Source organism: Achromobacter mucicolens, from assembly GCF_902859725.1.
In the GTDB taxonomy this organism is placed as follows: domain Bacteria; phylum Pseudomonadota; class Gammaproteobacteria; order Burkholderiales; family Burkholderiaceae_B; genus Achromobacter; species Achromobacter mucicolens.
This window is the reverse complement of record NZ_CADIJP010000003.1, coordinates 277,809-301,509: the sequence shown is the minus strand read 5'-3', so window position 1 is coordinate 301,509 and position 23,701 is coordinate 277,809. Positions and strand designations below refer to the sequence as shown.

The window sequence follows — 23,701 nt, the reverse complement described above, 5'->3', positions numbered from 1 at the left end:
AACGCGGCCGCCTGCCCGCGCCGCGCGTCGCCAGCCCGCGCGGCGCGATGCCGCTCATGCGGGCGACATCCACCCGCGGTAGATCGCACCGGCGCCCGCGATCGCAAGCAGCACGAAGATGGATCGCTTCAGCAGTTCGGGAGAGACGCGCGTTCTGAAGCGCGAGCCCGCGTACAGGCCGATGAGCGCGACGGGCAGGAGCACCGCGGCGGCGCGCAGGATGTCCGGATTGGAGTACATCCCCGCGGCCCCGAACGCTGCGGCCCGCACGATCCCGCTCAGCAGGATCACGACCGAAATGGTTGCCCGGAATTGCTCCAGCGCGTCCAGGCGTCGCGAGAGGTAGATCGTGTAGATGGGGCCGCCGGTGCCGAACAGCGCGCTGAAGACGCCGCCGAACACCCCGAACGGAAACGCCCAGAAGGGCTTGAGTGGCGGTTTGGCGCCGCCCCGGGCGCCGCGCAGGCCCTGGATGCACACGACTAGGACGAACGCGCCCAGAAGGATCAGGGGCCAGCGGGCCCCGGCGTCGCGCAGCAGCGTGACGCCCAGCGCGATGCCCAGCAGCATCCAGGGCAGCAGACGCTTGAATTCGGCCAGGCTGACGCGTCTCCAGTTTCTGCCGCCGACCAGGGCCGTGCAGGTCAGGTCAAACAGCACGACCAGCGGCACGGCCAGTTGCAGGGGAATGAATTGGACCAGCACAGGCACGGCGACCATGGCCGCGCCGAATCCCGTCATCCCGAAGACCGTGTAGGCGACGAAGATGACGGGGATGACAAACGCAAGCGATTCGGTGGGCATGGGTGGAAACGGCACCTCGATGGGCGAAGCAGGGCTGGAGCGCAACGAAGCCCTGCGGATGTTCAGCTGGCGGTGATGCCTTTCTTTTGCACGAGAGCCTGCCATTTGGCGGACTCCGCCGCAATCTCCTTTTGCAGCGCCGCGCCAGGCACGATGGTGGGGGCCATGCCCTGGTCTTGAAGGTACCGCTTCAAGCCAGGTTGCTCAACGGCCTGGTTGGCCACCGCGAGCAGCCGGTCTATCGCGGCTTGCGGCGTGCCGGCAGGCGCCATCAGCGCGAACCAGCCGGTGAACTCGAAGCCGGGCACGCCGTCTTCGGCGGTGGTCGGCACGCCGGGCAGCAAGGCCGCGCGCTCCTTGCCCGTGACGGAAAGCGCGCGCAGGCGCCCGCCCTTGAGCAGCGGCGCAATCGCATTGATATTGCCGACGGCCACCTGGATGATTCCGGCCATCAGGTCCGTGTAGCCGGGCCCTTCGCCCTTGTACGGGACGTGCATGAGGTCAATCCCGGCAGCGTCGGTAAAGGCTTCGCCAGCCATATGCGTCTGGCTCCCGACACCGGCGGACGAAAAGCTGAGCTTGCCCGGCCGCGCCTTGGCGTAGGCGATGAGTTCCCGCGTGTTCTTGACAGGCAGTTCGGCATTGACGGTGATGACCATCGGTCCGCTTGCGACCTTGGCGATGAGGCTGAAGTCGTTGAGCGAGTAGGGCAGCTTGCTGTAGATGAACTGATTGACGGTGAACATGCTTCCCGAAGCGAGCAACAGCGTATAGCCGTCCGCGGGGGACCCGGCCACGGCCTGCGCGCCCACGCTGCCGCCGGCGCCCGCGCGGTTCTCGACGACGATGGTCTGGTTCAGGCCCTTGGCCATTTCGGAGGCGAGCGCGCGCCCCAGCAAATCGGTGGCGCCGCCCGCCGAGAACGGGATGACCATGCGGATGGCCTTGTCCGATGGCCAGTTCGCGCGCGCGGGCGCCGCCAGCCAGGGCGACAGCGCCAGCCCATACCCCATGGCCTTGATGAGACGGCGGCGTCCATGCACAGGTTGATTTTCGTCTTTCACGGTGTTGTCTCCTTCGTTCGCGGTAGGCGCGGCCCGCCGATCTGCGGGAAGGGCGGGTTTTGCCAGGCAGCAACTGTCCCTCGGGCCAGTCGGCTCGATTTTTTTTTGGGGCGTCGCGGTGATTGTTGGCGGACTACTGGACTGCTGGGTTACGCACTGCTGGACTGCTGAGCTACGTACTGCGGATCAGGAATTGGGATGCGCCTCGCGTCGTCATCGGGTCTGGCTGGCGCAGACCGACTTCAATGCGTCGAGCAGCAACTGCGAAAGATGCGATCGGGGATTCTCCTGGGGCGCCAGGATGCCCAGACGGCGCTTGATGGTCGGCGAGCCGAACGGCGTGACCCGGATTCCCGCCGGGAACTCGTTGCGGCCGCGCCTGGCCGGCACCACGGATGCGCCAAGGCCATTGGCCACCATCGCAATGACGCCTTCCAGGTTGTCGATTTCCATGGTCGATCGCACCGTGATGCGCCTGCGCACCATTTCTTCCTGCACCAGATGGCCGACGCGGGCAGAGCGGTTGAATCGCACATACGGGTTCTGCTCCAGGATTTCCTGGTCGCTGGCGCCCTGCACCGACCGGTGCGCGATGACGACAAGCTCTTCTTCAACGAAGGGCAGGAAGTCCAGGCCGGAGCGCGGCGCATCTGGCTCGGTCACGATGGCGACATCGAGCTGGCGGTGGTAAATGGCCCGCTCCAGGTCATGCGTCAGCCCGGTGGTGACGTGAACCTCCAGCCCATGCCCCTGCTTTTGCAGGTGCCGCAAGGCCAGCGGCAGCACGCCCGACACACAGGTGTGCACGCTGCCCAGTTTGAGCAGGCCGGCCGACGTTCCCTTCTTGAGCGAGGCGCTCATGCTCTCCCAATGCGTGATCAGGTCGCGCGCCCGGTGAACCAGCGCGAGGCCCGTGTCCGTCAGGATAGGCGGGCGGCGGCTGCGGTCGAAGATCGTGATGCCCAGTTCATCCTCCAGCGCGCGGACCTGCATGCTCACGGCTGACAGCGACAGGCCGATCGTGTTGCCGGCCTCGGCGAAACTGCCGTGGTCTGCGATCGCTATCAGCGTGTAGAGGGTCCGGATGTCCATGCAAGAGTCGTCCTGGTAGGGGGCGCGTTGCGAAACGCGCGGGGTTCGGGCGCTAAATTCCGAGCAGCCGCCGGGCGTTGCCTCCCATGACCTTCTTGAGGTTTTCCTCACGGATCGGCAAGCGCTCAAACCACTCTTTGTACCCTTGCACGGGACAGAAGGGAAACGAGCTGGCGTACAGCATCCGGTCGGATAGAAAGCTGTCGGCGGCCTTCACGTATTCCTCCCAGCCGGGCATGCGCGAAAAGTACATGTCGGGCGACAGCCACAGGTTCGGCCGCCGGAAGCCCAGGTGCAGGATTTCGTTGACCCAAGGCCAGCCGCCGTGGGCGACCACGATATTGAGGTTGGGAAAATCCGTCAGGACGCGATCGGTCCGTATCGGATCGGAATAGCTCAGGTCGGGCCCTGCGGTGCCGCCCACCATCATGATCACGGGCACGCCGACGTCTTCGCAATGGCCATAGATGGGATAGAGGCGCCGGTCGTCGGCGTGCATGGGCACCGGATACGAGCCTGGTTCGATGTTGATGAGCCGGAAGCCGTCTTCGATGGCCTGATTGATGGTCTGGCAGGCCTTGCGCCGGTCGGTGGGGTCGATCGAGGCCGCGCCGATGAACCGGTCCGGGTGTGCGGCCACGATGCCGCGCACGTCGTCGTTGGACACGCTGCCCAGCACGCCGGCCAGCCTGCCCACCACCACGCCGCGGTCGATGCGGGCCGCCTCCATTTCTTGCAGCAGCAGGTCCATCGACTGCTGCTGCGCCGCCTTGGAGGGTTCGAATCCCACCGTGCGCGTGAAGCCGTCGCGCCGTTCGCCCGCTGAATACATCAGCGTGTTCAGGAAGCCGCCCACGGGCGGCCGAAGCCGAAAGTCGATGATCATCGCAGTCTCTTTGAATGGAATCCGATTGGGGGCGCGGCAAGGCGGCGCCTACATCACTTCGTCCTTGCGGTCGTCGGTCTCGCCGTAGCGGTGCAGGGCGGGCGGCTTCAACCCGGCATAGAGCTTTTCGATGCCGGCGTTGATCGTTTCCGCGTGCTGCGCAAAAAGCGAGTTCCCGTCCAGGTCGCTTTCGACGATGAAAGGCCCGAAGTCCTTGACTTCAAACAGCCACATGGCCTGCGCGATGCCAAGCTCATCCAGCCAGTGCACCTCGCGCACCTGCTTGATGCCCCGTCCCAGCAACGCGCCCGTGCCGTAGCCGACGGTGGTCAGGTAGATGGCGCCGCCCGGCGCCAGCACTTGCTTGTAGTCATCGGCGGGCATGCCGCCTTTGCCGATCAGGATTCGGCATCCGGTCTCGCTGAGCCACCGGGGAATCCATTTGGAGAACCGGAACGATGCGGTTGCGGTGACGGCGCCCACGTTGTAGCCGCCGTGGCCGTCGGGTGCGGCGGCGGGCGAGCAATGGAAGTTGACGTTGCTGACGGACCGCAGATCCACAGGCAGCGGCAGACCCTCGTCCAGCACCTTCTTGTAGACGCCCTCGCGGGCCGTGTACACCAAGCCATTCAGGTACACGGCCGATCCCAGTTCAAGCTTGGCGATGTCTTCCGTCTTGGCGGGCAGATCCAGGTGAAAGACCTTGATGTCGTCGTCGTTGTTTACCATTCGACCGTCTCCCGGCGCATGTAGGGCGTGAACCATTGGGGATCCGTGCGGTACTGGATCTCTCCATTGGCATGAATTCGCGCGGTGGCGCGGCGCGAAGACAGACAGAACGTATGCAGGCTGATGGGCATGCCGCCGGTGTGCGTGTAGCCGCATTCGATGTGGCAGTCGACCACCATGCCGGTGCCGACGAAGCCCATCGCGCCCATGCCGATCGAGTTGCCAAGCTTCATCAGTTCAAGCTCCAGCTCGGCCACCTTGGGATCGGGATTGCGGTCGCCCACCGTGCGCAGACAGGCCGCCTGCTTGCCGAGCTGCATGCACGTGTCCTTGGAGCCGCCCAGACCGATGCCGACGATGGCGGGCTGGCAGGCCAGCCCGCGCTTGCCGAACGCGATCAGGGTATCGAGCACAAAACGCTTGATGCCGTCTATGCCGTCGCCCGGAAACAGCATCCGGTAGTCGGTGCCGAAAAGCCCGCCCTTGTGCACGGTGGTGATCTCGATCCAGTCGGCGTCCGGTTCGAACGACCATTCGATTTCCGGCGCGTTGATGCCGACGTTGTTGTTGTGGTCGGTGCGCCAGAGCGGATGCACGCGATTCGGCCGCAGCGGGATGGTGACGGTGCCTTCGGCCGTGGCGTGGCGCAGCGCACGTTCCACGGCCACGAACCCGGCGTCCACGGATGCCTCGTTGCCGACCTTGACGTAATAGCGCGGCAGTCCGGTATCGGCGCACATCGGGCGCCGGTCCTGGTCGGCGGCTTCCCAGTTGTCCATCATGGCGTGGATGACGAATCGCGGCAGCTTGCCGGTTTCCTTTTTCTGGAGCGCCTGGATGCCTTCCTTGTAGTCCTTGGGGATTTCTATTGCAGCGCGGCGCATGATTTCCAGCGCGGCTTGTTCAATCTTCTGGACGGGAATTCTCATGGTGGGTTGCCTTCAGCTTTGGGGGTTGCCTGCTTCGCCTTCGATCAGCGATTCGCCGGGCTTCACGATGTCAAAGGAAACCGGCACCATCTCCAGTTTCACATCGCCGTCCCGCGCGCTGACGCGCGTGTAGCAGCTGGTGTGCAGGTCGCCGGGTTCGGAGAAGTCTTCGCGATAGTGCGCGCCACGGCTGTTTTCACGAGCGAGCGCCGACACCGTGATGACCTTTGAGATGTCGACCAGGCTTTCAAGGTTGAGCCAGTCGTGCCAGGTCAGGTTGAAGCGCCGGTCGCCGTCCGCCACGCCGATGTCGCGCAGGGCGGCGCGGTGGGCGGCAATGGCGTCAAGGCCATGTTCCATTGCATCCCGATTGCGCAGCACGCCCACGTCGTCCCACATCGTCTGCGACAGCGCATCGCGCAGTTCGTGAATGCGTCCGGCGCGCCGAGAAAATGGGAACTCGGCGCGTTCGACACCGCGCGCGATGACCTGCTGGTCCGGATCGCGCCAGTGGCCTTCGCGGGCGACATAGGCGGCCATCGCATCGCCCGCGATGCCCCCGAACACCGTGGAATTGGCGACGCCGTTTCCGCCCAGGCGGTTCGCGCCGTGCACGCCGCCGCAGTCTTCTCCCGCGGCATACAGGCCCGGCGAGGCGGTTGAGCCATCCACATTGAATTCAACGCCGCCCATCAGGTAATGCGCGGTCGGCACCACTTCGACCTTGCCGCCGGCCAGGTCGAATCCGCAGTCCTTGCATCGGTTGACCATGCCGGGAAAGGTCTTGGCGACTTTCTCCGGGCCCAGATGGCTCATCTGGATGTAGACGCCGCCCATCGGGCCCGTGCGTCCCGCGCGCATTTCGGCGTAGATCCCGCGGCTGACCACGTCACGCGTGGCCCGTTCGCCGCGCTTGTCGTAGTTCGTCATGAAGCGTTCGCCTTCGCCGTTGAGCAGATAGCCGCCGGCGCCGCGCAAGCCTTCTTCCAGCACCGTGCCGGTCATCCGCGTATCCGGTCCACCCAGCAGGCCGGTGGGATGAAACTGCACCATCTCCATGTCCCTGAGCTTCAGGCCATAGCGCAATGCCATGGCCAGGCCATCGCAGGTCTTGTCGCCCGACGGCGTGTGGTAGCGGTACATCGTCGGGCCGGCGCCGGTGGCCAGCAGAACGGCCTTGGCCTGCACGAACCGGTAGGTGCCCGCCCGCATGTCGATGAAGAGCACGCCCGAGATGCCCGAACCGTCTGCGGCCGGAATGAGCTCGATGGCGCGATGCTCCTCAAGTTCTTCCACATCCAGCGCGCGCACCTGCTCCATCAGCCGGTTGATGATCTCGATGCCCGTCAGGTCCGCCTTGTGCACGGTCCGGTCAAAGCTCTGGCCGGCAAACGCCTTGGAGTGCAGCGATCCATCGGGATTGCGGTCGAAGAAGCAGCCGATCTCGTTTTCGAGTTCGCGCACGCGTTCGACCGCGCCTTCGACCAGCCGCCACGCCAGATCCTGGCGCGGCAGCCACTTGCCGCCCTCGATCGTGTCCATGAAGTGGCGCTCGACCGAGTCGCCCGCGGCCAGCGCGACGTTGTAGCCGCCCTGAACCATGCGGGTACAGCCGCATTTGCCAAGCAGGCCTTTCACGGTCACCGTCACCTTCAGCGAGGGGTTTGCCTTCTTCGCATGCAACGCGGCAAAGAGTCCGGCCCCGCCGGTGCCCAGCACCAGAATGTCCGTCTTGTGGTTTTCGATACGCATGTCAGATCACTCCGGCGATGAACGCCAGTCCGGTGGCCATCGAGATCGCAAATCCCCATCCGATCCAGGCGACGCGCGCGTCGCGCGGAGAGCGCCACGGCAGAAGTTCCAGCGCAAGCAGGCGCAGCCCGAAGAACATGTGAAGCGTCAGCAGCAGGACCAGCCCCCATTCGCCGGCTTTCATCCAAGGCATTTCCGCCAGCTTCAGGAAGGCGTCCAGCCTGGCCTCGTCCAGCGCCATTGCCAGCACGTAGAAGTGCACGGGAACGAACAGCGCCAGCGCCAGGCCGGAAAGCCGATGTCCCAGGAAGGCCCAGTACGCGCGGTGATTGCGTGCGGACCTCATCACGCCAGCCCTCCCACCGCGGCGACCGCGCGCATGCCCAGGACGAGCAGCGCCGCGCCGAACGCCAGGCCGACGACGGAGGCCGCCGGCCGGCCAAGCTTGAGCCACTCGATCAGGATGTTGCGCAAGCCGATGGGGACGTGGACCGATACGCTGACCACGAACAGGCCGTAGAAGACGATCCATAGCCAGTTCCCCTCGGTGCGCGAGAGGATTTCGCCAGCGGTCAGGCCGCCGCGGACCGCATAGATCACCAGGCCGACATGCACCAGGACAAAGGGCGCCATCACCATTGCCGTGAGGCGCTGGAGCGCGAACAGACGGGCCTCCATGTCAGTCTCCCTTGAGCAGGCTGAAGATGGCGCTGCGTTTCAACCCGGCAATGCTGCCGGTCGGGCTCAGACTGACCGGACAGTGCTTCATGCAGCTGCCCTGCGTGTGACAGGAATTGCAGCCGCTGCCGGAGGTGGCCTTGTGCAGGACGTCCTTGGGATCGGCGTGCCGTTCGTCGTTGTAGAGCGTCCACGCGCGGTTCAGCGCCGCCGGGCCCAGGTAGTCCTTGTCCCAGGAAACCACGTCGCAGGCGGCGTAGCAGACGCCGCAGTTGATGCATTCGATGGCCGCGTCGGCAAGCTTGCGCTGCTTGCTTTGGGGCAACACCCGTGCCGGCGGATCGTCGCGCGTGGCGGTGCCGACAAACGTATTTCCGGCGCGCGCCCACTTTTGAAAGAACTCGCGCATGTCGACGACCAGGTCCTTGATCCGCGGCATGTTGCGCAAGGGCTCGATGACGATCACGCCGGCTTCTTCGACGCGGCTCACATGCGTGCGGCATGTCCAGCGCGGCGTGCCGTTGACGGTCATCGCACAGGATCCGCACACGCCGACGCGACAGGCGTAGCGGTACGAGAGGCCGGGTTCCTGCGTTCGCTGGACTTCCGTCACCACGTCCAGGACGGTCTGGTTGTCACGCCACGGGACCAGGTAGGTGGAGAACTTGCCGTCCTCCGTGCCTCGCGAAATGCGAACCGTCAGTTGCTTCGGGTTCGCGGAGTGCTTCGTATCCATTTTCCGTCCTCAAGCGGCATGCTGCGCCTATGAACAGAATTCTGGAACTTGCGAATCCCTGAAGCAATACAGATTTGGTTGATATTTTTTGAACTTATTTCGGGCGGTCCGAGGGGCGGCGCGTGGCGCTGCGGGGTTGCCGCGACGCGGTAGATTCAGCGGTTTGCGATGACGCGGTGCGTCAATACCGCCCGCCGCGGCCTGTTATGGCGACGCCCGACGCGGCAACCACCGCCAGAACACCCCGGCCGCGACCAACCCCAACGTTCCCACCCCAAACGACGCGCCGCCCAGCGACAACAGCGCCGTCAGCGCCGACAACGCCACCGGCCCGCCGCTTGCGCCCAGATCGGCCATGAAGCGCCAGATGCCCAGGAATTGCGTGCGCGCGCCCGGCGGGGCGGCATCGGCGCCCAGCGTCATCACGATGCCCGAGCCGATGCCGTTGCCAAAGCCCAGCAGCAGCGACACCAGGATGAAGCTCGTCACGCCGCCCGTCAGCGGGATCGCCATCAGGCTCAGCCCCATCAGCAGCGTGCACGGCAGCGCCACCCACAGGCGGCCGCGCTGGTCCATCACCTTGCCGGCGGGATAGAACACGGACATGTCCACCGCGGCAACCAGCCCGTAGACGAGGGACGTGGTGGTGGCGTCCAGGCCGAGGTGGTCCGCCCAAAGCGGTATCACCACCTGACGTGATGCCCGCAGGGCGCTGATCAGCATCACGCCCACGCCCAGCGTGGCATACACGCCGCGATGATCGCGCGCGACCTCGCCGATGCGGGCGCGCGGCTTGCCAGCCGCCTTGACGTGAACGGGTTCGATATCCGGCGCCTTGATGGCGATGAATCCCGCGCCGAGCATCGCGCAGACGGCGATCCAGTACGCGCCATCCAGGCCCAGGAAGTGGATCAGCGCCGCGCCCGCGAAGGGGCCGATGAAGGTGCCGATCCGCGTCGTGCCGCCCAGCGTGGACAGGGCGCGCGCGCGGTAGGCCAGCGGCACGACCTCGATCATGTAGCTCTGCCGCGCCAGCTGGAATACCGATTGCGCGCATCCCTGCATCAGCATGGCCAGCGCCAGCACCCAGAGATGCGGCACGCCAATGACCAGCAGCAGTCCGGCCACGCTGAGCAGCGCGGCGCCGGCCATGGCGCGTTTTTCGCCGAAGCGCTCGGTGATGAGCGCCGACGGAATGTTCGAGAGTAGCGAGCCGACGCCGATCAGGGCGGCGATCAGGCCGGCGGCCGCGAACGACGCGCCTTGTTCCCGCGCGGTGAGCGCGATGACGGGAAGGATCGCGCCGTTGCTGATGCCGTAAAGCAGCGACGGACCGAACGCCGGCACGGCGATCTGCTTCAGATTGAACGATTCGGGATGCGACATGAGGGGAGCGTGGGTGCGCCGGACGGCGCGGCGGTCATCGGTGCGGAATCCCGTGAGTGTATCGAAAGGCCTTCGTGCCCGGCTGTCGGCAGCCTGACTGCACTTGGCCAATTGGGGCGATACGGTCGGCCGAGCAATGCTGCAGCTTCTCCGGGTTTCTCCCTATGTGCATACGTATGCAAGGCTTTGAAAGTGCCCTCCATCGAGGAACTTGCCCGCCTATTGACGCTATCCGCCCACCGCCCGGCAGAACGCCTGCGCATCGCCGTCGATGATCACGCCGGACGGCAGATAGCCCTCGCGCTGTTTCGTGGCGCGAAGTTGCTGCGCCAGGGCCGCATCGCCGCCGACCGCGTACACGAAGACGCGCACGGACTGTGCGGCGGCGTCGCGCAGCAGTTGCGGGTTGGCGGCCAGCGTCAGCGCGTCCACGTGCACGCCCACGGGCGCGCCGACGGTGGCGGCCAGATTCGCCAGCCACTGGCGCGTCAGTTGGGGCGCGGCGGCGCGTTGCGACACGACCTTGCCCAGCGGGGTGCCGGCCAAGGGGTTGGATCCTGGCGATTCCGCGTGTCGCGGGTCGAAGACGATCAGGCCCAGATAGCCCTGCCGGTCGGTGCCGCGCACGCAGCGCAGCGCTTCGGGAAAGGCGGACGTGATCATCCAGTTGCCGTGCGGCAGCGCGGCCTTCATGCCGGCGACCAGCTCGGACACCGGCGCGCAGTCGCGGTAGATGACCTTCAGTTCCGCATTGAAGGTCTTTGCGGGCTGCGCGGCCGCGACGCGCAGCGCATCAGTCAGGAACGGCGGGGGCGTCCCGCCGCCCGCGCCCGTCAGCCTGGCGTCGCGCCATTGGTCGCTGGACAGTTGCAGCACGGCCTTGCGTCCGACGCCGCTTACCGTCCTGCCGGTCAGCAGGTCGTGATGCAGCACCCAGGTGCCGTCCTTCAGGCGCTGCATGTCGATTTCGACGCCATCCCACGCGCCCGCGTAGGCCGCGCGAATCGAAGCCAGCGAGTTCTCGGGCAGCGCGGGCGCGCCGCGATGCGCATGCACCTGCATGCCCAGGCAGGCGGCGCTGGCGCCGGACCAGGGCAGCGCGGCGGCTAGCACCGCCGCAATCAGACGGCTAGCTCGCATTGCCGTGGTATCCGAACTGGAAGCCGCCCAGCACGTAGGTGCGCACGGCCTCGTTGAAGGGGTAGGTGTAGGCTTGCCCCACCACGATTACATGCGCCACGTTGGCCAGCACGTGGCGGCGCAGCGCCTGGCCGATCGATTCGTCATCGCGGCCGCCTTCCACGCGCGACATCTGCTGGAAGAGGTCGCTTTGCGTGACGCCGTTCTGCATGAACGAAAACGCGGTCCAGACGCAGGCCAGCGTCAGGACCAGGGCCAGGCCCGCGGCCCGCGTCGCGGTGCGTCCCGGCTGCTGGCCAGCGGGCGTGCGCAGCCAGACGATGAGCTTGACGATCAGGTACAGCAGCTTGCCGAAGTGGCCCACCGCGCCCAGCAATGAAAACAGCAACGCGACGGGCGGTACGATCGCCGCGCGCGCGGCGTCTTCGCCCAGCTTGTAATGCTGGCCGCCGCGCGAAAAATCCGCGCTGCTCGCCGAAAAACGCGGCAGGGCTTCGTCCACCGCGCGGTCCAGCATGCCGTCGTACAGCCGCTTGAAGCCGGCGGCGTCGGTGTAGTTGGGCGCGACGTTCATGGTGGCCGGCACCATCAACGTTTGGCGCAGCAGCTTCTGCACGCCGGGCCGCGCTACGAAATCTTCGTACGACAGGCCCGGCGGGATGGCGTCGCCTTCGACGTGCACCGTGCGGCTGCGCATCGTTTTCCAGTATTGCTGCGCGACGGCTTCGTTGAAGGTGGCGCGGTCGTGCGGCTGCCAGCCCGCAGGCACGGGAATGCGCTTGCGCACGTCCTGTACCACGCGGCCTTGATAGCGGGCGGGCACGCTTTCCGGGGTCCAGCCGCGGCGCGACAGGTTGCGGCGGTAATCGCCCCAGGCGCGGTCCTGTTCGCGCGCAAGGCCGATGTCCGATGCCACGGGCACACCCGCATATTTCTTCCAGCGTTCGGCCACGGACTGCATCACGCTGGTGTAGACCTGGTGATACCCCCGAATGCCCGGCGCTGTCATGCGGACTTCGCGGTCATCGAAGGTGAAAGTCTTCATCTGGCGTTGCAGGTCGGTGCGGATGACCTGCCGCTTCTTGGGTTCGACCTTGTCGTCCAGGTTGTCGATGTTGGACAGCAGCACCTGGAACACCGCCAGGAACGCCTTGCCCTCGGGGCGCGCGTAGACGCCATCGTCGACCAGCCCATCCAGATGCAGGTCGCCCTGCACGAGCGACCGTTGCAGCAGTCCGGCGTTGGTGGCAACGCGGCGGAACTCGCCGTCGCGCGAGTCCACCAGCACGTTCACCATCATCTTGATGGCGCTGAAGACGACCAGCGCCGTCACGACGCAGGCAACGGCAATCTTCAGGTACGACGGCCGGCCGCCGGTGGCAAGCCGCCGCGCCAGCATCAGTTGCAGCACCACCAGCGCCGCGGCGATGCCGGACAGGGTGCGGCCGAAGAATTCCAGCTCCTCGATGTCGTGCGGTGTCGCGCGGCTGCCCACCACATCGAGCAGCCGGGCGTTGAAGCCGAGTTCGAAACTGAGGTAGATGACCGTCAGGACGATCAGGAAGAGGATCTGGCGAATCTGGGCTTGGCGCACGATCAATCCCTCAGATCCAGGCGGGTCGAGGTGATTTCCTCGTCGGGCAGGTCCAGCTTGGCCGGCGTGCGCGATGGCGTGCCCGAGCGGGCCGGCGCGGGCGTGTCGCCCGCCGGCACGCGTTGCGGAGGCGGCGGCACGACGCGGCCTGCGCTTGCGGCGCCGCTGGCCGTCTGGGTTTGAACTGCTGCGGGAGCGTCGGGGGCCGTGCGCCGGTTCGGCCGGTTGCCGCTGGCGGGCTTTGCCGCCTTGCCTGGCCGGGCGGCCGGCGCGGCGGGCGGCGGATAGACGCCATGCAGCCGGATCGAATCCATGTACCCGGGCGGATACAGCGACTCGTCGGCGAACGGCTTGGCGCGCGGATTCAATCCGGCCACCGCCTTCACGTTGCCGCGGCGCATGCGGCCGTCCTGCGTGTAGACGAAGCGTTCGATCGCCGAGCCCTTGGGGAAGTCGAAAGTCAGCGCGCTGCGGTCATCCTGGACCAGCACGACCGGCCGGTCGCGGCAATTGCCCACGTCCCACGACAGCACGTCGGACCCTTCGATGGCCAGCACGCTGTAGCGGTAATCGCAGTTGCGGCGCTGCGTCTCGATCACGACCACCGTGCGCGAGCCGACGTTCTCGGTGCGCGCGATGCGCGCCGATTCCACGTTGTTGATCGGCACCACGCGCTGGTTGCCCGACAGCTTGACCGAGAAGTTCTTGCCTTCGCGCCGCAAGGTGCCCAGCCCGCCATCCTGCAAGGGGAACTGGCCGATCTCGGTGCCGAACAAGGCGGCGGTGTCCACACCGTACACGAGGTTGCCCCGCGAGTTGGTCTTGACGGCGCAGGCGGACAAGCCTGCCAGGAGCAGCAAGCTGGCCGCAAGGCGAAGGAGCAACGAACGGGAATCGGACAGGCGCATCGACATCATGTTGGAGGCAGAAAAAATTGGCGCCTCTTGGGCGCCATTTTCGTCAAAGCCCTGCAATGTATCGCAAAGTTACAACGCGGGGCCAGACTTGTTTCAATTGCGCGGCGCGGGCGCGCGTCAGTTGGCGGACTGCTTGAACTCCATCGACAGCTTGACCAGTTCGTGCACGCCATTGCGCACGGCCGACACGCAGCGCGCCGCGATGCCGCGCAGCAGGGCGAGGTCGGGCAGCGTGTCGGGGGCGGCCACGAAGCTCTCCACCGACGCCGACACGCGTGCGGGGCGTTCGGCGCTTTCGGGCGCCAGCGTCAGCTTGATGGCCTTGCAGCGGTTGTTCACGACGTTGATGACTTCCAGGAACTGCTCGCGCGTCAGGTCCAGTTCGTCGGCCTGCACGAAGCTGGGGTAGACCAGGCGCAGGAACTCGGGGTCCGCATCGCTCAGGCTGAAGTACATGATGCCCAGATCGGGATGCTTGAAGACCACGTCGCCTTGATCGTCCTGGCTGGCGACCAGGCCCAGTTCTTCTTGCACGACGGTCTGGTACAGGGCGGACAGCGGGGTAGGGGTGGACATGTTTGAAGGCTCCGTTCTTGATGGTGGGAAATATCGGCAGGTGGAAGTGGCGGTTTGCTTTCCAGCAGGCGGGGCTGAAAAGGCGAGCCCTTGACCATGGCTACGCGCCGATTCGGAAAAGGTTCGAAAAAAGTTGGGGCGAAGCATAAACCGGAACCCGAAATGGCAATCGCCGAAATAGACCCCAAAAAAAAATCGAACCTTCTGTTCGGCCGCGCGTAGCGACAAGTACCGGCCTTCGCGCCTCACCCTCACAAGGAAAGACCATGCAGGACAAAGCACAAGACGTATTGGCGCAGGCCAGGACCCATGCGGCGCGTTGGACGGCGATCGCAGCGCGGCGCGTCAACCGCGGCGACGCGGCGGGCGCACTGCTGTTCCTGCTGGGCTCGACGCTCTTTGCCGTCATTACCGTGCGCATGATGGGATCGGCCGCCAGCCTGAGCTTCTACGACATGCTTCGCCTGCAGAACGGCGCCAGCCTGCAGGGCGCAATCGCCGGGCAGGGTGCGGGCGCGGGCGTGTATGCCGTGTTGTGGCTGCTGGCCGTTGCGGGGCCGCTGCTGCCTTCGCTCTTGGAACATCGCGCGGCGCGCTTGGGCTATTTCGCGCCGCTGGCGTTGTGGGCCATTGCGCTGGCGGGCGTGGTTTCGCAAGTGCGGGAAGTCATGGAAGCGACGCGCCAGTTCGCGGGTTTCATGGGCGGTTCGCGCGCCAGCCGCAGCCTGGCGGGCGACATGGCGTCCAACCTGTGGAACAGCCTGTCGTTCGGATTCGGCTTCTATCTGTGCGCGGCCATCGCTATCGCCTTTACCGTCCGCGGCATCGCCGCGATGCGCCGCCGCGCTTGATTTTCCGCCCCTGCGCGGCTAAGGTGCCGCAGCTCCCAGAATCCGAATCATGAACACGCTCGATTCCAAGCGTTACGTCATCAATAACGTCGACGCGCTGCTGCGCATCCTGCACGCCGACCCGCGCTACGCGCTGGCGTTTCGCAACAAGGCCGAGCAGCACATCACGCTGAAGCTGCGCAGGAAGTTCTTCAATGCACCGCCGGAAGGCGTGGTGGATGCGTTCAATAACGCGCTCATGAAGTTCCTGCAAACGCGCTCCTTCAAGGACGAAGCCCTGTTGCACGGCCAGCCCGAGGGCGGATGGACGGCGCATGAGCTGGCGGTCAGCAAGCTGGGCGGCTACCTGTACCGCGGATCGCTGCATGAATTGATCCAGATCCATCGCCGCACGCGGCACGAAGTGCACTGGACTGGCCCGCAGGGCAATGAGGAAGGGGAGGACGCGGCGCTCGGCGATACGCGGCACGTGGCCGATCCGTCCGAGTTCAACGACCCGGCGCGCGCCTACGAGCACCTGTCGATCATCAAGCGCATGCGCGATTGCATCAACAAACTCAGCGACACGCTGCGTACCACCATGTTCCTGTATCTGGACGACATGCCGATGGAACAGATCGCGCGGCAGCAGGACCTGCACGTGCCCACCGTGAAGAGCCGCCTGCACGCCGCGCGCAAGCTGGTGACCGACTGCACGCGTAAAGGAATGGACTGATGATTCCCGAAGACCGAGTGCTGACCTATCTGTCGGGCGACATGGATCCGGATGCCCGCCGGTCCTTCGAAGCCGACCTCGCGCGCGATCCCGCGCTGCGGGCAGAGCTTGAGGCTTGGCGCAACCTGGCACAAGCCCGCCAGCTGGCGCACAACGAGATCGGGCAGGCCGAGCGCGATGCCGCCTTTCTGCGCGCGCTAGCGCAGCAGCGTCCGCGGAGCGCGCCAGCCTCCCGCGCGCGCCGGCTGTGGCAGTGGCTGTGGCCCACGCCCGCCAGCCCCTTGATGCCATTGGGCTGGGCTCTGGCGATCGTGCTGTCCGTCATGGTGGCGCAACAGGCGCCCGTCGGTCCGGACGTTGGCGGCGCGGCGCCCGATGCGGTGCTGACGCGCGGGGGCGCCTCGTGCCCGCGCCTGGTGGTGGACCTGCCCGACGCGTTGACCGCCCGGCAACTGCGCAACACCCTGTCTCAGTACGCCGTGTCCATCGTCGACGGCCCCGACGCCGATGGCCGTTACGTCCTGGCCGCCACGCGTGAGTCGTCGCTGCGAGACGCCGCGGCGGCGCTGGGCGCGCTGTCCGCCACGGCAGCGCCGGCCGGCGCCTGCCCCACGCCTTAAAGCCCCCCTTTGAAACCCCGTTCGCGAACCCTCATGAAGCGCATCGACCCACCCGCCCATGCCAGCGCACCCGTTTCGCGCGCACACCCCCTCATGCGGCGGCGTCTGCTGACGGCTCTGCTTGGCGCCGCCCTGAGCGGCGGACCGGCGACCGCCGTGTGGGCGGCGGGCAGCAACGCCAGAGGGCTGAACAATCGGAACATGGTGGACGACGACCCGCCGCCGTCCGCCGCGCCGTCGAACCCGCCCGCCACGCCCGCGCCGGCGCCGGATGACAATCCCGCCGCCAGCGCGGCGGCGCCCAACCCCGAATCCAATGCGGCCTCCCAGGCGGACCGCGAGGCGGCGTCCAATCCGACTGCTGCCCGGCGCCGTTACGCGCTGGTGATCGGCAACGCCCGCTACGCCGTGCCGGCCAACGCGCTCGTCAACCCGGTCAACGACGCGCGCCTGATCGCCGAGGCGCTGCGCCAGCGAAGCATCGATGTGACGCTGCTCACGGACCTGACCACCGCGCAGATGGAAGCCGCCGTCGACGAATTCGCCGATCGCGCCGCCGGCGGGGATCTGGCGCTGATGTACTTCGCCGGACACGCCGTCGCCGTTGACGACGTGAACTATCTGTTTGGCGTGGACCTGTCGTTGCCGCTGGGCGACGTGCGCATCCGCACGGCGCAGCAAAGTTCACTAAGCCTGCGACGCGTATCGCAGGCGCTGCGGCGCGCCAATGTGCGCGCGCGCCTGATGGTGCTGGACGCCTGCCGCACCAACCTGACGCGCGGCACGCCTGCCGCCGGGCTGGTGCATGCCGTGCCCGCGGGCGGGGAGCTGATCGCGTTTTCGACGCAACCCGGTGCGACCGCCGAGGACGGCTTCGGCAATCAAGGGCCGCGTCACAGCCCTTATGCGTACTACTTTGCGCAGGGCCTGCGTGCGCTGCCCGGCACGGCGCCCGTGGAGACCTTCTTCAAGCAGTTGACCGCCGACGTGCAGGTGGCTACCGCCTACCGGCAGATTCCGCACTACGCCAGCAGCCTGGTCGGCACGGTCACGTTCACCACGCTGGCGGACGGCCAGACGCCCGCGACGCCCGGCGGATCCGGCGGCCAGACCGCGCAGGGCCGCGGCCCGTCGCCCACCCTGGGCCGCGACCTGATCAAGGCGCGCATGAGCGCGTGGGAATACGAGATCGAGCGGGGCGCCCAGTATGTGGACGAACCCCGGCTGGCGTCGCTGCAAGCGCGCGCCAAGGCGGGCGACGTGGTCGCCATGACCACCTTGGGCCTGATCGCCGAGAACGGCGAGCACGTGCAACAGAACTACCCCGTTGCCGCCCGCTGGTACCAGCGCGCCGCCGACCAGGGCTTCGCACCCGCGCAGACCTACCTGGGCGAACTGACCGGCATGGGCCGCGGCGTGCCCAAGAACTACGCCGTGGCCGAACGCCTGTTCCGCGACGCGGCCGAGGCGGGACACCGGCGCGCGGCGCTGGACTTGCTGGACGTGCGCGCGCGCATGGGCGAACCGATCGACCCGCGCGAATGGGCCCGGGTGCTGCAAGACGCCGCGCTCAATCCCGTGGGCTTTCCGATGCCGGGCGGGGCGCCCATCCAGGGACTGCCGGACATGCCGTGGATGCGCGCGCTGGGCGTGCGTCCCGGCCAGCCTTGAAATTCGTGCACTGGGTCAGACGGCGCGGTCGCACTTTCGAGCAGGGGCAAGAGGGCGGTGACGTTTGAAAACTACGCTACCGCGATGCGAGTCTGAAGCTGAAGCGAGGGCGTGCGGGCGGTGGGGATGTCGCCCCGTTCTCTGCTGCCGACGTGCAAGAGATGTCCTGAATCTTTGCCGCAAGCACCGAGAAGTTCCGCCTTTGACTCCAGGCTTGCCGGTCGCCAATGACGTAAAGGCGGCTTTTCGCTCGGCTGACTGCAACGTTGAGCAGATTCGGCTTTTGCGCGGCCCAATCCTTGGCGCCGTGGTTCTGCGGGTTGCCGCCCAGAACCAGGATGACGACGTCGGCTTCCTTGCCTTGGGTCGTGTGGATGGTGCCAGTTCTCTTGGTATTGAGTCCGAATTGCTTGGCCAGGCCGAAAAGTTCCTTTGCGCAGTCCTTGAAGGGGGAAATGAGGAAAATATCATCCGTGGGAACGCCCTCCTGCTCGGTCAACCTGCACACCAGATCGCGTGCCGCCGTTCCTTCGTTTGGAACCCAATGGCCATTACTCGTATCCGACCGCACATCGATCCAGTGACACGCTGGGTAGGATTTCTGCTTGACGGCCTTCCCCTGGACCATCAGGCCATCGTAGGCGATCTGGTTGCTTATCGAGAACATGGGGTCGTCGCAGCGTCGGTGGACGCGCAAGGGAGAACCAACCCAGATTTTCTCCATGGCCTCATCGGGCAGCCAGGTGCCCATGGTCATGGTCTGATCGGCGAGGCGCTGAGCAGAGGTGTCGCCGGGCCACCAGGGGTTGTCCACGCCGAAGTGCTTGGCGAGCGCGCCTTGCAGCCCTGTGGGTAGCGCCAGTACAGGTTCAAGCTGGTTGGGATCGCCTACAACCACTGTTCGGCGCGCGCGCCAGATTGCACCGGCCGCCTGCTGGGGCATTGCCTGGCCGGCTTCGTCAATCAGGAGCCAGCCGATGGCTTCGCTGGATACCTGCTTGAACATGCGCGGCAGGGACGCGAACGTTGTCGAAAGCACGGGTACTACAAGGCACAGACTGTCCAAGGCCTGCTGCGCCATTGCTTCGGGCATGTTCTTGCCCGTCAGCCAGTCCGCAGCCAGCCCTAAATTGGCGAGCATTTCGGCTGGGTGCCTTTCAATGAACGCCCGATGGACCGCCAACGCCGCGAGAAACAATTCCTGGCGCGCTTGTCTCCAGTCGGACGTCGCCCATGGCGAGGAGAGTTCGCGGACGGCATCTTCCGCGTGATACATGGGCCAGGCGCTGCCGAGCGTTTGCTGCGCCTGTTCCAGCCGGCGCTGCGCCTGTTCGGCGTCCGATAGCGCTTGGGTGTGCATGTGTCGCGCCTGGGCTACCTCGCTTTCGACTTTGCTGATGCGAGCGTTAGCCGCCTTGTGTTTGGCCGTGAGGCTGCGCAGGTCGCTATTGGCTCGCGCGTGGGCAGTCTCGGCTTTGGCGTGAATGTCCGCGAGGATCAGGCGCTGGTTCCACCACTGCCGGTGCGCTCGGCCCAAAGTGGACAACCAAATCAGAAATCCCGGTTTGGCGGCATCATGCCGTTCGAGGTTTCGGTTGGCGGCCTCAAGATTGCCGGCGAGCTCACCGAGCTCCTGCTGCTTTCTGGATTGCGCTTGTGCGATGGTCTCCTGCTCGCGCCGGATTGGTTCCAGCCCCTCGATGACACGGCTTGCGGATTCCGCCAGTTGCGTGGCGAGCGCTTGAAGGGTGTCCGCATTCGGGCGCAATGCGTTGGCGTCGATCAATGCCTGCCGCAGCCGGCCTTCCTCACGCTGCGCGGATCGAAAGCGCTCAACCGCCGCTTCCCAGGTCAGAACGGGCGCGCGAGCTTTGTTTCTGATGCGCTCCAGGTGATAGCGCAGTCCTTCGTCACCATAGGCGAAAGGGACCTCATCGGCGTTCAGGCCTGGAGATCTCTCTGTGGGCTCCGACGGCTTTTTCCACCAGAACGCAGACAGGAATTCCGAACGGTTGCCTTTCGATCCCAGCCGTGCGGCGAGCAGTCCCCACGCGGGCTTGCCCAGCACGGTCGTGGCCAGCATGGAGTAGTGGTCCGGGCGGGTCAATGCGGGAGTAGATAAGGTCTTGGCGACGCTTTGGGGCACCGCGCTGATGCCGGGCAACTCCAAAGAAATATTCTCCACGGCGCCATTGTTGGCCGAAGCGACCACGATGGCGTGGCCGCACAACGATGGGTGCAGGGTGTAGTGGCTGACGGAGGCGCCGCCAAGCTTGGTCGTCTGCTTGACGCCAAATGCCTTGTCGCCCGCCGCCACCAGCTTTGCCGCGCGGGCGGTGACGACGGCAGCCACAACGTCGCGCAGCAGCGTCGTCTTTCCGGTCCCCGGAGGTCCATTGACCGCGAAGATTCCGGAATCATCGCCAAGTTTTCGCCATAACTCGTTGACCGCCAATTGTTGGCTGAATGCGAGCGGAAATTCTGAAGGCCAGCTACCTTCCGGCATACGGTCCGGACTCAGCGCGTCAAATGCAGCTTGCACGCCGTCCTTGCTGCGGACATCGATCCTGGCGTTCTGCGCGCGCGGGCGGGTGCCGATGTACTCGCGCAGGCCCGCTCCATAGCGTCCTTGTTCCCATGCGTCGGAAAGTGCCTTGAGGTCGTCCACGAAGAAACTGTTGAGCAAACCGTCGCTTTGGGTGACGGCATTCTCGAGAGAGTTCGGGTTTTCTTCCTTTCTGGGGCGCTTGATCTGAATGCACTTCGCGACGTAAGCCGTCTGGATCAACTCCAGGGGGAACACGCAATAGTTCGCGACCATCAATGTGAACTCGTCGAACCAGGGGTGCCCTGGCGGCGTTTTCTCCTGCCGCAACCGGTCCGCTTCGTTAATGAGCCATTGCGTGAGCCGGCCGCTGAGTACGTCGAATGCGTGAAATCCCGTCTGGGGAATTGGGGTGCCTTCTTCGGCGGGAGGCAGGGTGCTGGAATCGGTTTCGCCGCCGCTTTCCAGCACGGCGATGCCGTTGCGGTAATGCAGGATCTGCCCGGCGGACCAACACGCCAGCGACAAGGTAAAGCTCTGAGCTAGCGGGTAGCCCTCCTCGTCGAAGCTCAGGTCGAAGAGGCGGCCTTCTCCGGCGGGGCGGCCTTCGCTGAAGACGTCTTCATGCGCGCCGATCTTGTCCTCGATCCTATTGCATAGCTTGCTGATGTCATACAGCCCGCACTGCAACGTGTAGCGCCACATTAGCTCGCGGCGGATGAATTTGGCCAAATGGGCAGGGAGAGCCCAGGGGAACTGCACCCCGGTCGAGGGAATTTTGTAGACAGGCGCGGTCTTGTGGCGGGGATCGACTCTGTCGATTTTTTGGGGAATGCACGCTTCGATGGCACGCCAGAATCGAAAAATGGTATCGGTCTGCACGGATCTTCAGTAAGGCGCGGCGCTGCCGGGAATAACGCCGCCGATGAACGGAGAGCAAGCTCGCAACGCGGAGCGCTCGAAAGATGAATGTTGCTAATAGTAACTTCAATGCTGCTTTCTCGCCGAATCTCACCACCGACGATGCGTTGCAAGGGGGCCGAAACGCACATCGGGCCTGACACCCAGAAGGATGGCAGGCCCGATGTGTCCGATGACCGGTGGGCGACTTGGGCCTGAACTGAGCGGCAAGTCAAAGGCTTCCGATCAGAAACTTTCCCAATCGTCATTCGACTGCGCAGGCTTGCTATCGCCCGGCACGCGCAGCGGCGCCTTAGCCTTCGCGGCAGGCTTCGCCTCGGCGCGGCGGGGCTGCGCCGGTTTGCCAGCCGCAGCCGGGCGCGACGCGCTGGGCTTGGTCAGCACGCGTTGCGGCTTTGCAGGCGGCGGCGAGACGGGTTCGGGCTGCGTCTCGCGCGCCTGAACAATGTGCGCCTGAGCGGGGCGCGCCTGCGCAATCTGCGCGTGCGCCACGGGGCGCGGCGCTTCGTCTTCGGCCAGGCGGAACACGCTGACCAGCTTCACCAGCGTCGCGGCCTGGGCGTTCAGGCTGTGCGCGGCCGCGGCGGATTCTTCCACCAGCGACGCGTTCTGCTGCGTGGTCTGGTCTAGCTGGTTGATGGCGTCGCCCACCTGCGAGATGCCTTGTCCCTGCTCATGCGCGGCGGCGCCGATTTCGGCGATCAGGTCGGCCACGCGGCGCACCTGCGTGACGATGTCGTTCATCGTGCTGCCCGCCTCGCCCACCAGGTTGGAACCGGCTTCGACGTTGCCGACGCTGTCGCCGATCAATTGCTTGATTTCCTTGGCGGCGCTGGCGCTGCGCTGGGCCAGTGCACGCACTTCGCTGGCCACGACGGCAAAGCCGCGGCCCTGTTCGCCGGCGCGGGCGGCTTCGACGGCCGCGTTCAGCGCGAGGATGTTGGTCTGGAACGCGATGGAATCGATGACGGCGATGATGTCGACGATCTTGCGCGAACTGGCGGAGATGGCGTCCATGGTGCTGACCACGTTGCCGACCACTTGGCCGCCGCGCGCGGCGGCTTCGCTGGCCGAGCCGGCCAGGCTGGCGGCCATCTGCACTGACTCCAGGTTCTGCTTGACCGCCGCGTTCATCTCTTCCATCGAGGCCGCGGTCTCTTCGACGTTGGCGGCCTGCTCTTCGGTGCGCTGGCTGAGGTCGGTATTGCCGGTGGAGATCTGGGTGGCGCCCGTGGCGATCGATTCGCTGGACTGGCGCACCTGGCTGACCAGTTGCGCCAGGTTGGCGCGCATGGCGTCCATGTTGGCGAGCACGCTGGTCTGGTCGCCGTCGCGGCGCTGCACGCGCACGGCCAGGTTGCCCTTTGCGACTTCCTGCGCGATCTGGGCCGCGTAGGCGGGTTCTCCGCCCAGGCGGCGCATGACGGAACGCACGAGGCCCAGGCCCAGGATGCTGCCGATCAGCGCGCACAACACGATCAGCGCGGTCAACGTCCAGAACGTGCGTTCGACTGCCGCGGCGGCGTCTTCGGTATCCAGGCGGGCCAGCTCTTCCTGGCGCTTGGCCGCTTCCATCAGGATATTGCGCGCGGCCACGTGCAGTTCGGCCGTGTCCTTGTGCAGCACGGTCATCGCGGTCGGATCGTTGCGGTCGGCCAGTCCCTTCACGTCGTTCACGGCCGCCTTGTAGCGGGTCCAGGTGTCGGCCAGCTTGCCGCCCAGGGCACGCAGGGCAGGGTCTTGCTCCTGCTGCAGGCGGTCACGCGCTTGCAGTACCGATTTCTCGGACTCATCGTTCAGGCGCAGTTCGTTCTGCCGGGCTTGCGGATCGGTGTTCCAGATGTAAACGTACATGCGCCGGAAATGCGTGGCGCCTTGACGGGCGGCGTCGACGACGACGCGCAGCGGCATGACAGTTTCCGTGTACATGGCGCGCTGCTTCTGGCTGATGCTCCAGAGCTGCTGCATGGCGATGGCGCCGACGGCCACCAGCATCAGGATGAAAAAAAGCACCAGTGCAGTCAGGCTGCTCCGGAGAGAGAGATTTCTGAGTTTGGACATGATGGGCACGCGACGGGGGCGCGGAATGCGCCCT

General features: G+C 65.9%; 21 protein-coding genes. 4 read left to right on the top strand and 17 right to left on the bottom strand.

What is annotated here, in order from left to right; all coding sequences use genetic code 11:
* Window positions 1-54: 54 nt before the first annotated feature.
* The 15 genes from HV786_RS05000 to HV786_RS04930 form a co-directional block, all read right to left on the bottom strand.
* A complete protein-coding gene (locus tag HV786_RS05000; protein WP_128827573.1) occupies window positions 55-804 on the bottom strand; it encodes a sulfite exporter TauE/SafE family protein in 750 nt (249 codons plus the stop codon).
* 62 nt (window positions 805-866) lie between these two features.
* Window positions 867-1,868: a Bug family tripartite tricarboxylate transporter substrate binding protein gene (locus HV786_RS04995; RefSeq protein ID WP_223572758.1), complete on the bottom strand. Its 1,002-nt coding sequence runs from the start codon at window positions 1,866-1,868 to the stop codon at window positions 867-869.
* 213 nt (window positions 1,869-2,081) lie between these two features.
* Window positions 2,082-2,960, bottom strand: a complete 879-nt coding sequence (locus HV786_RS04990; protein ID WP_128827572.1) for a LysR substrate-binding domain-containing protein — start codon at window positions 2,958-2,960, stop codon at window positions 2,082-2,084.
* A 52-nt stretch (window positions 2,961-3,012) separates the two neighbouring features.
* Window positions 3,013-3,846, bottom strand: a complete 834-nt coding sequence (locus tag HV786_RS04985; protein WP_128827571.1) for an amidohydrolase family protein — start codon at window positions 3,844-3,846, stop codon at window positions 3,013-3,015.
* A gap of 48 nt (window positions 3,847-3,894) precedes the next feature.
* Window positions 3,895-4,575, bottom strand: coding sequence for a fumarate hydratase C-terminal domain-containing protein (locus HV786_RS04980; RefSeq protein WP_056325841.1), 681 nt, complete (start codon window positions 4,573-4,575; stop codon window positions 3,895-3,897).
* A complete protein-coding gene (locus tag HV786_RS04975; RefSeq protein WP_056325844.1) occupies window positions 4,569-5,504 on the bottom strand; it encodes a fumarate hydratase in 936 nt (311 codons plus the stop codon). Before HV786_RS04975 ends, HV786_RS04980 begins: the two co-directional genes overlap by 7 nt.
* Window positions 5,505-5,516: 12 nt before the next feature.
* Window positions 5,517-7,256, bottom strand: a complete 1,740-nt coding sequence (locus tag HV786_RS04970) for an L-aspartate oxidase (protein WP_108696762.1) — start codon at window positions 7,254-7,256, stop codon at window positions 5,517-5,519.
* Between the two features lies 1 nt (window position 7,257).
* Window positions 7,258-7,602: a succinate dehydrogenase/fumarate reductase transmembrane subunit gene (locus HV786_RS04965; RefSeq protein ID WP_108696761.1), complete on the bottom strand. Its 345-nt coding sequence runs from the start codon at window positions 7,600-7,602 to the stop codon at window positions 7,258-7,260.
* Entirely contained in the window at window positions 7,602-7,934 is a 333-nt protein-coding gene (locus HV786_RS04960; protein ID WP_062839802.1) for a succinate dehydrogenase, read from the bottom strand. The genes HV786_RS04965 and HV786_RS04960 overlap by 1 nt, the downstream gene beginning before the upstream one ends.
* 1 nt (window position 7,935) lies before the next feature.
* The gene (locus HV786_RS04955; RefSeq protein ID WP_108696760.1) at window positions 7,936-8,670 is read right to left on the bottom strand and encodes a succinate dehydrogenase/fumarate reductase iron-sulfur subunit; all 735 of its coding nucleotides are present in this window, start codon (window positions 8,668-8,670) and stop codon (window positions 7,936-7,938) included.
* Window positions 8,671-8,874: 204 nt separating this feature from the next.
* Window positions 8,875-10,056: an MFS transporter gene (locus HV786_RS04950; RefSeq protein ID WP_062839840.1), complete on the bottom strand. Its 1,182-nt coding sequence runs from the start codon at window positions 10,054-10,056 to the stop codon at window positions 8,875-8,877.
* Window positions 10,057-10,284: 228 nt separating this feature from the next.
* Entirely contained in the window at window positions 10,285-11,196 is a 912-nt protein-coding gene (locus tag HV786_RS04945) for a glycerophosphodiester phosphodiesterase (protein WP_254599445.1), read from the bottom strand.
* A complete protein-coding gene (locus HV786_RS04940; RefSeq protein ID WP_128828920.1) occupies window positions 11,186-12,790 on the bottom strand; it encodes a hypothetical protein in 1,605 nt (534 codons plus the stop codon). The genes HV786_RS04945 and HV786_RS04940 overlap by 11 nt, the downstream gene beginning before the upstream one ends.
* 2 nt (window positions 12,791-12,792) lie before the next feature.
* Window positions 12,793-13,707 carry a hypothetical protein gene (locus HV786_RS04935; RefSeq protein ID WP_254599444.1) on the bottom strand — a complete coding sequence of 305 codons (915 nt, stop codon included), beginning with the start codon at window positions 13,705-13,707 and terminating at the stop codon, window positions 12,793-12,795.
* 117 nt (window positions 13,708-13,824) lie between these two features.
* Window positions 13,825-14,283, bottom strand: coding sequence for a hypothetical protein (locus HV786_RS04930; RefSeq protein ID WP_128828919.1), 459 nt, complete (start codon window positions 14,281-14,283; stop codon window positions 13,825-13,827).
* 266 nt (window positions 14,284-14,549) lie between these two features.
* Between HV786_RS04930 and HV786_RS04925 the strand changes: the two genes are divergently transcribed.
* From HV786_RS04925 to HV786_RS04910, 4 genes are read left to right on the top strand one after another with little or no spacing between them, the layout of a single operon-like run.
* Complete coding sequence (locus HV786_RS04925) at window positions 14,550-15,134, top strand: hypothetical protein (RefSeq protein ID WP_128828918.1); 585 nt, start codon at window positions 14,550-14,552, stop codon at window positions 15,132-15,134.
* Window positions 15,135-15,183: 49 nt separating this feature from the next.
* On the top strand, window positions 15,184-15,849 hold the full coding sequence (locus HV786_RS04920; protein WP_128828917.1) for an RNA polymerase sigma factor: 666 nt from the start codon (window positions 15,184-15,186) through the stop codon (window positions 15,847-15,849).
* Window positions 15,849-16,469 carry an anti-sigma factor gene (locus HV786_RS04915; protein ID WP_254599443.1) on the top strand — a complete coding sequence of 207 codons (621 nt, stop codon included), beginning with the start codon at window positions 15,849-15,851 and terminating at the stop codon, window positions 16,467-16,469. Before HV786_RS04920 ends, HV786_RS04915 begins: the two co-directional genes overlap by 1 nt.
* A gap of 33 nt (window positions 16,470-16,502) precedes the next feature.
* Entirely contained in the window at window positions 16,503-18,140 is a 1,638-nt protein-coding gene (locus tag HV786_RS04910; protein ID WP_254599442.1) for a caspase family protein, read from the top strand.
* 76 nt (window positions 18,141-18,216) lie between these two features.
* Here the strand turns inward: HV786_RS04910 and HV786_RS04905 are convergent, their stop codons facing one another.
* Both HV786_RS04905 and HV786_RS27430 read right to left on the bottom strand, forming a co-directional pair.
* Window positions 18,217-21,567, bottom strand: coding sequence for a DEAD/DEAH box helicase (locus HV786_RS04905; protein ID WP_128828916.1), 3,351 nt, complete (start codon window positions 21,565-21,567; stop codon window positions 18,217-18,219).
* 264 nt (window positions 21,568-21,831) lie between these two features.
* Window positions 21,832-23,667: a methyl-accepting chemotaxis protein gene (locus HV786_RS27430; RefSeq protein ID WP_175210179.1), complete on the bottom strand. Its 1,836-nt coding sequence runs from the start codon at window positions 23,665-23,667 to the stop codon at window positions 21,832-21,834.
* Between the last annotated feature and the right edge of the window lie 34 nt (window positions 23,668-23,701).

Coding starts and splice junctions, on each gene's coding strand:
- HV786_RS04910 (WP_254599442.1), top strand. CDS start 16,503: ATGAAGCGCATCGACCCACCCGCCCATGCCAGCGCACCCGTTTCGCGC.
- HV786_RS04920 (WP_128828917.1), top strand. CDS start 15,184: ATGAACACGCTCGATTCCAAGCGTTACGTCATCAATAACGTCGACGCG.
- HV786_RS05000 (WP_128827573.1), bottom strand. CDS start 804: ATGCCCACCGAATCGCTTGCGTTTGTCATCCCCGTCATCTTCGTCGCC.
- HV786_RS04960 (WP_062839802.1), bottom strand. CDS start 7,934: ATGGAGGCCCGTCTGTTCGCGCTCCAGCGCCTCACGGCAATGGTGATG.
- HV786_RS04915 (WP_254599443.1), top strand. CDS start 15,849: ATGATTCCCGAAGACCGAGTGCTGACCTATCTGTCGGGCGACATGGAT.
- HV786_RS04955 (WP_108696760.1), bottom strand. CDS start 8,670: ATGGATACGAAGCACTCCGCGAACCCGAAGCAACTGACGGTTCGCATT.
- HV786_RS04985 (WP_128827571.1), bottom strand. CDS start 3,846: ATGATCATCGACTTTCGGCTTCGGCCGCCCGTGGGCGGCTTCCTGAAC.
- HV786_RS04990 (WP_128827572.1), bottom strand. CDS start 2,960: ATGGACATCCGGACCCTCTACACGCTGATAGCGATCGCAGACCACGGC.
- HV786_RS04950 (WP_062839840.1), bottom strand. CDS start 10,056: ATGTCGCATCCCGAATCGTTCAATCTGAAGCAGATCGCCGTGCCGGCG.
- HV786_RS04945 (WP_254599445.1), bottom strand. CDS start 11,196: ATGCGAGCTAGCCGTCTGATTGCGGCGGTGCTAGCCGCCGCGCTGCCC.
- HV786_RS04935 (WP_254599444.1), bottom strand. CDS start 13,707: ATGATGTCGATGCGCCTGTCCGATTCCCGTTCGTTGCTCCTTCGCCTT.
- HV786_RS04980 (WP_056325841.1), bottom strand. CDS start 4,575: ATGGTAAACAACGACGACGACATCAAGGTCTTTCACCTGGATCTGCCC.
- HV786_RS04925 (WP_128828918.1), top strand. CDS start 14,550: ATGCAGGACAAAGCACAAGACGTATTGGCGCAGGCCAGGACCCATGCG.
- HV786_RS04970 (WP_108696762.1), bottom strand. CDS start 7,256: ATGCGTATCGAAAACCACAAGACGGACATTCTGGTGCTGGGCACCGGC.
- HV786_RS27430 (WP_175210179.1), bottom strand. CDS start 23,667: ATGTCCAAACTCAGAAATCTCTCTCTCCGGAGCAGCCTGACTGCACTG.
- HV786_RS04930 (WP_128828919.1), bottom strand. CDS start 14,283: ATGTCCACCCCTACCCCGCTGTCCGCCCTGTACCAGACCGTCGTGCAA.
- HV786_RS04975 (WP_056325844.1), bottom strand. CDS start 5,504: ATGAGAATTCCCGTCCAGAAGATTGAACAAGCCGCGCTGGAAATCATG.
- HV786_RS04965 (WP_108696761.1), bottom strand. CDS start 7,602: ATGAGGTCCGCACGCAATCACCGCGCGTACTGGGCCTTCCTGGGACAT.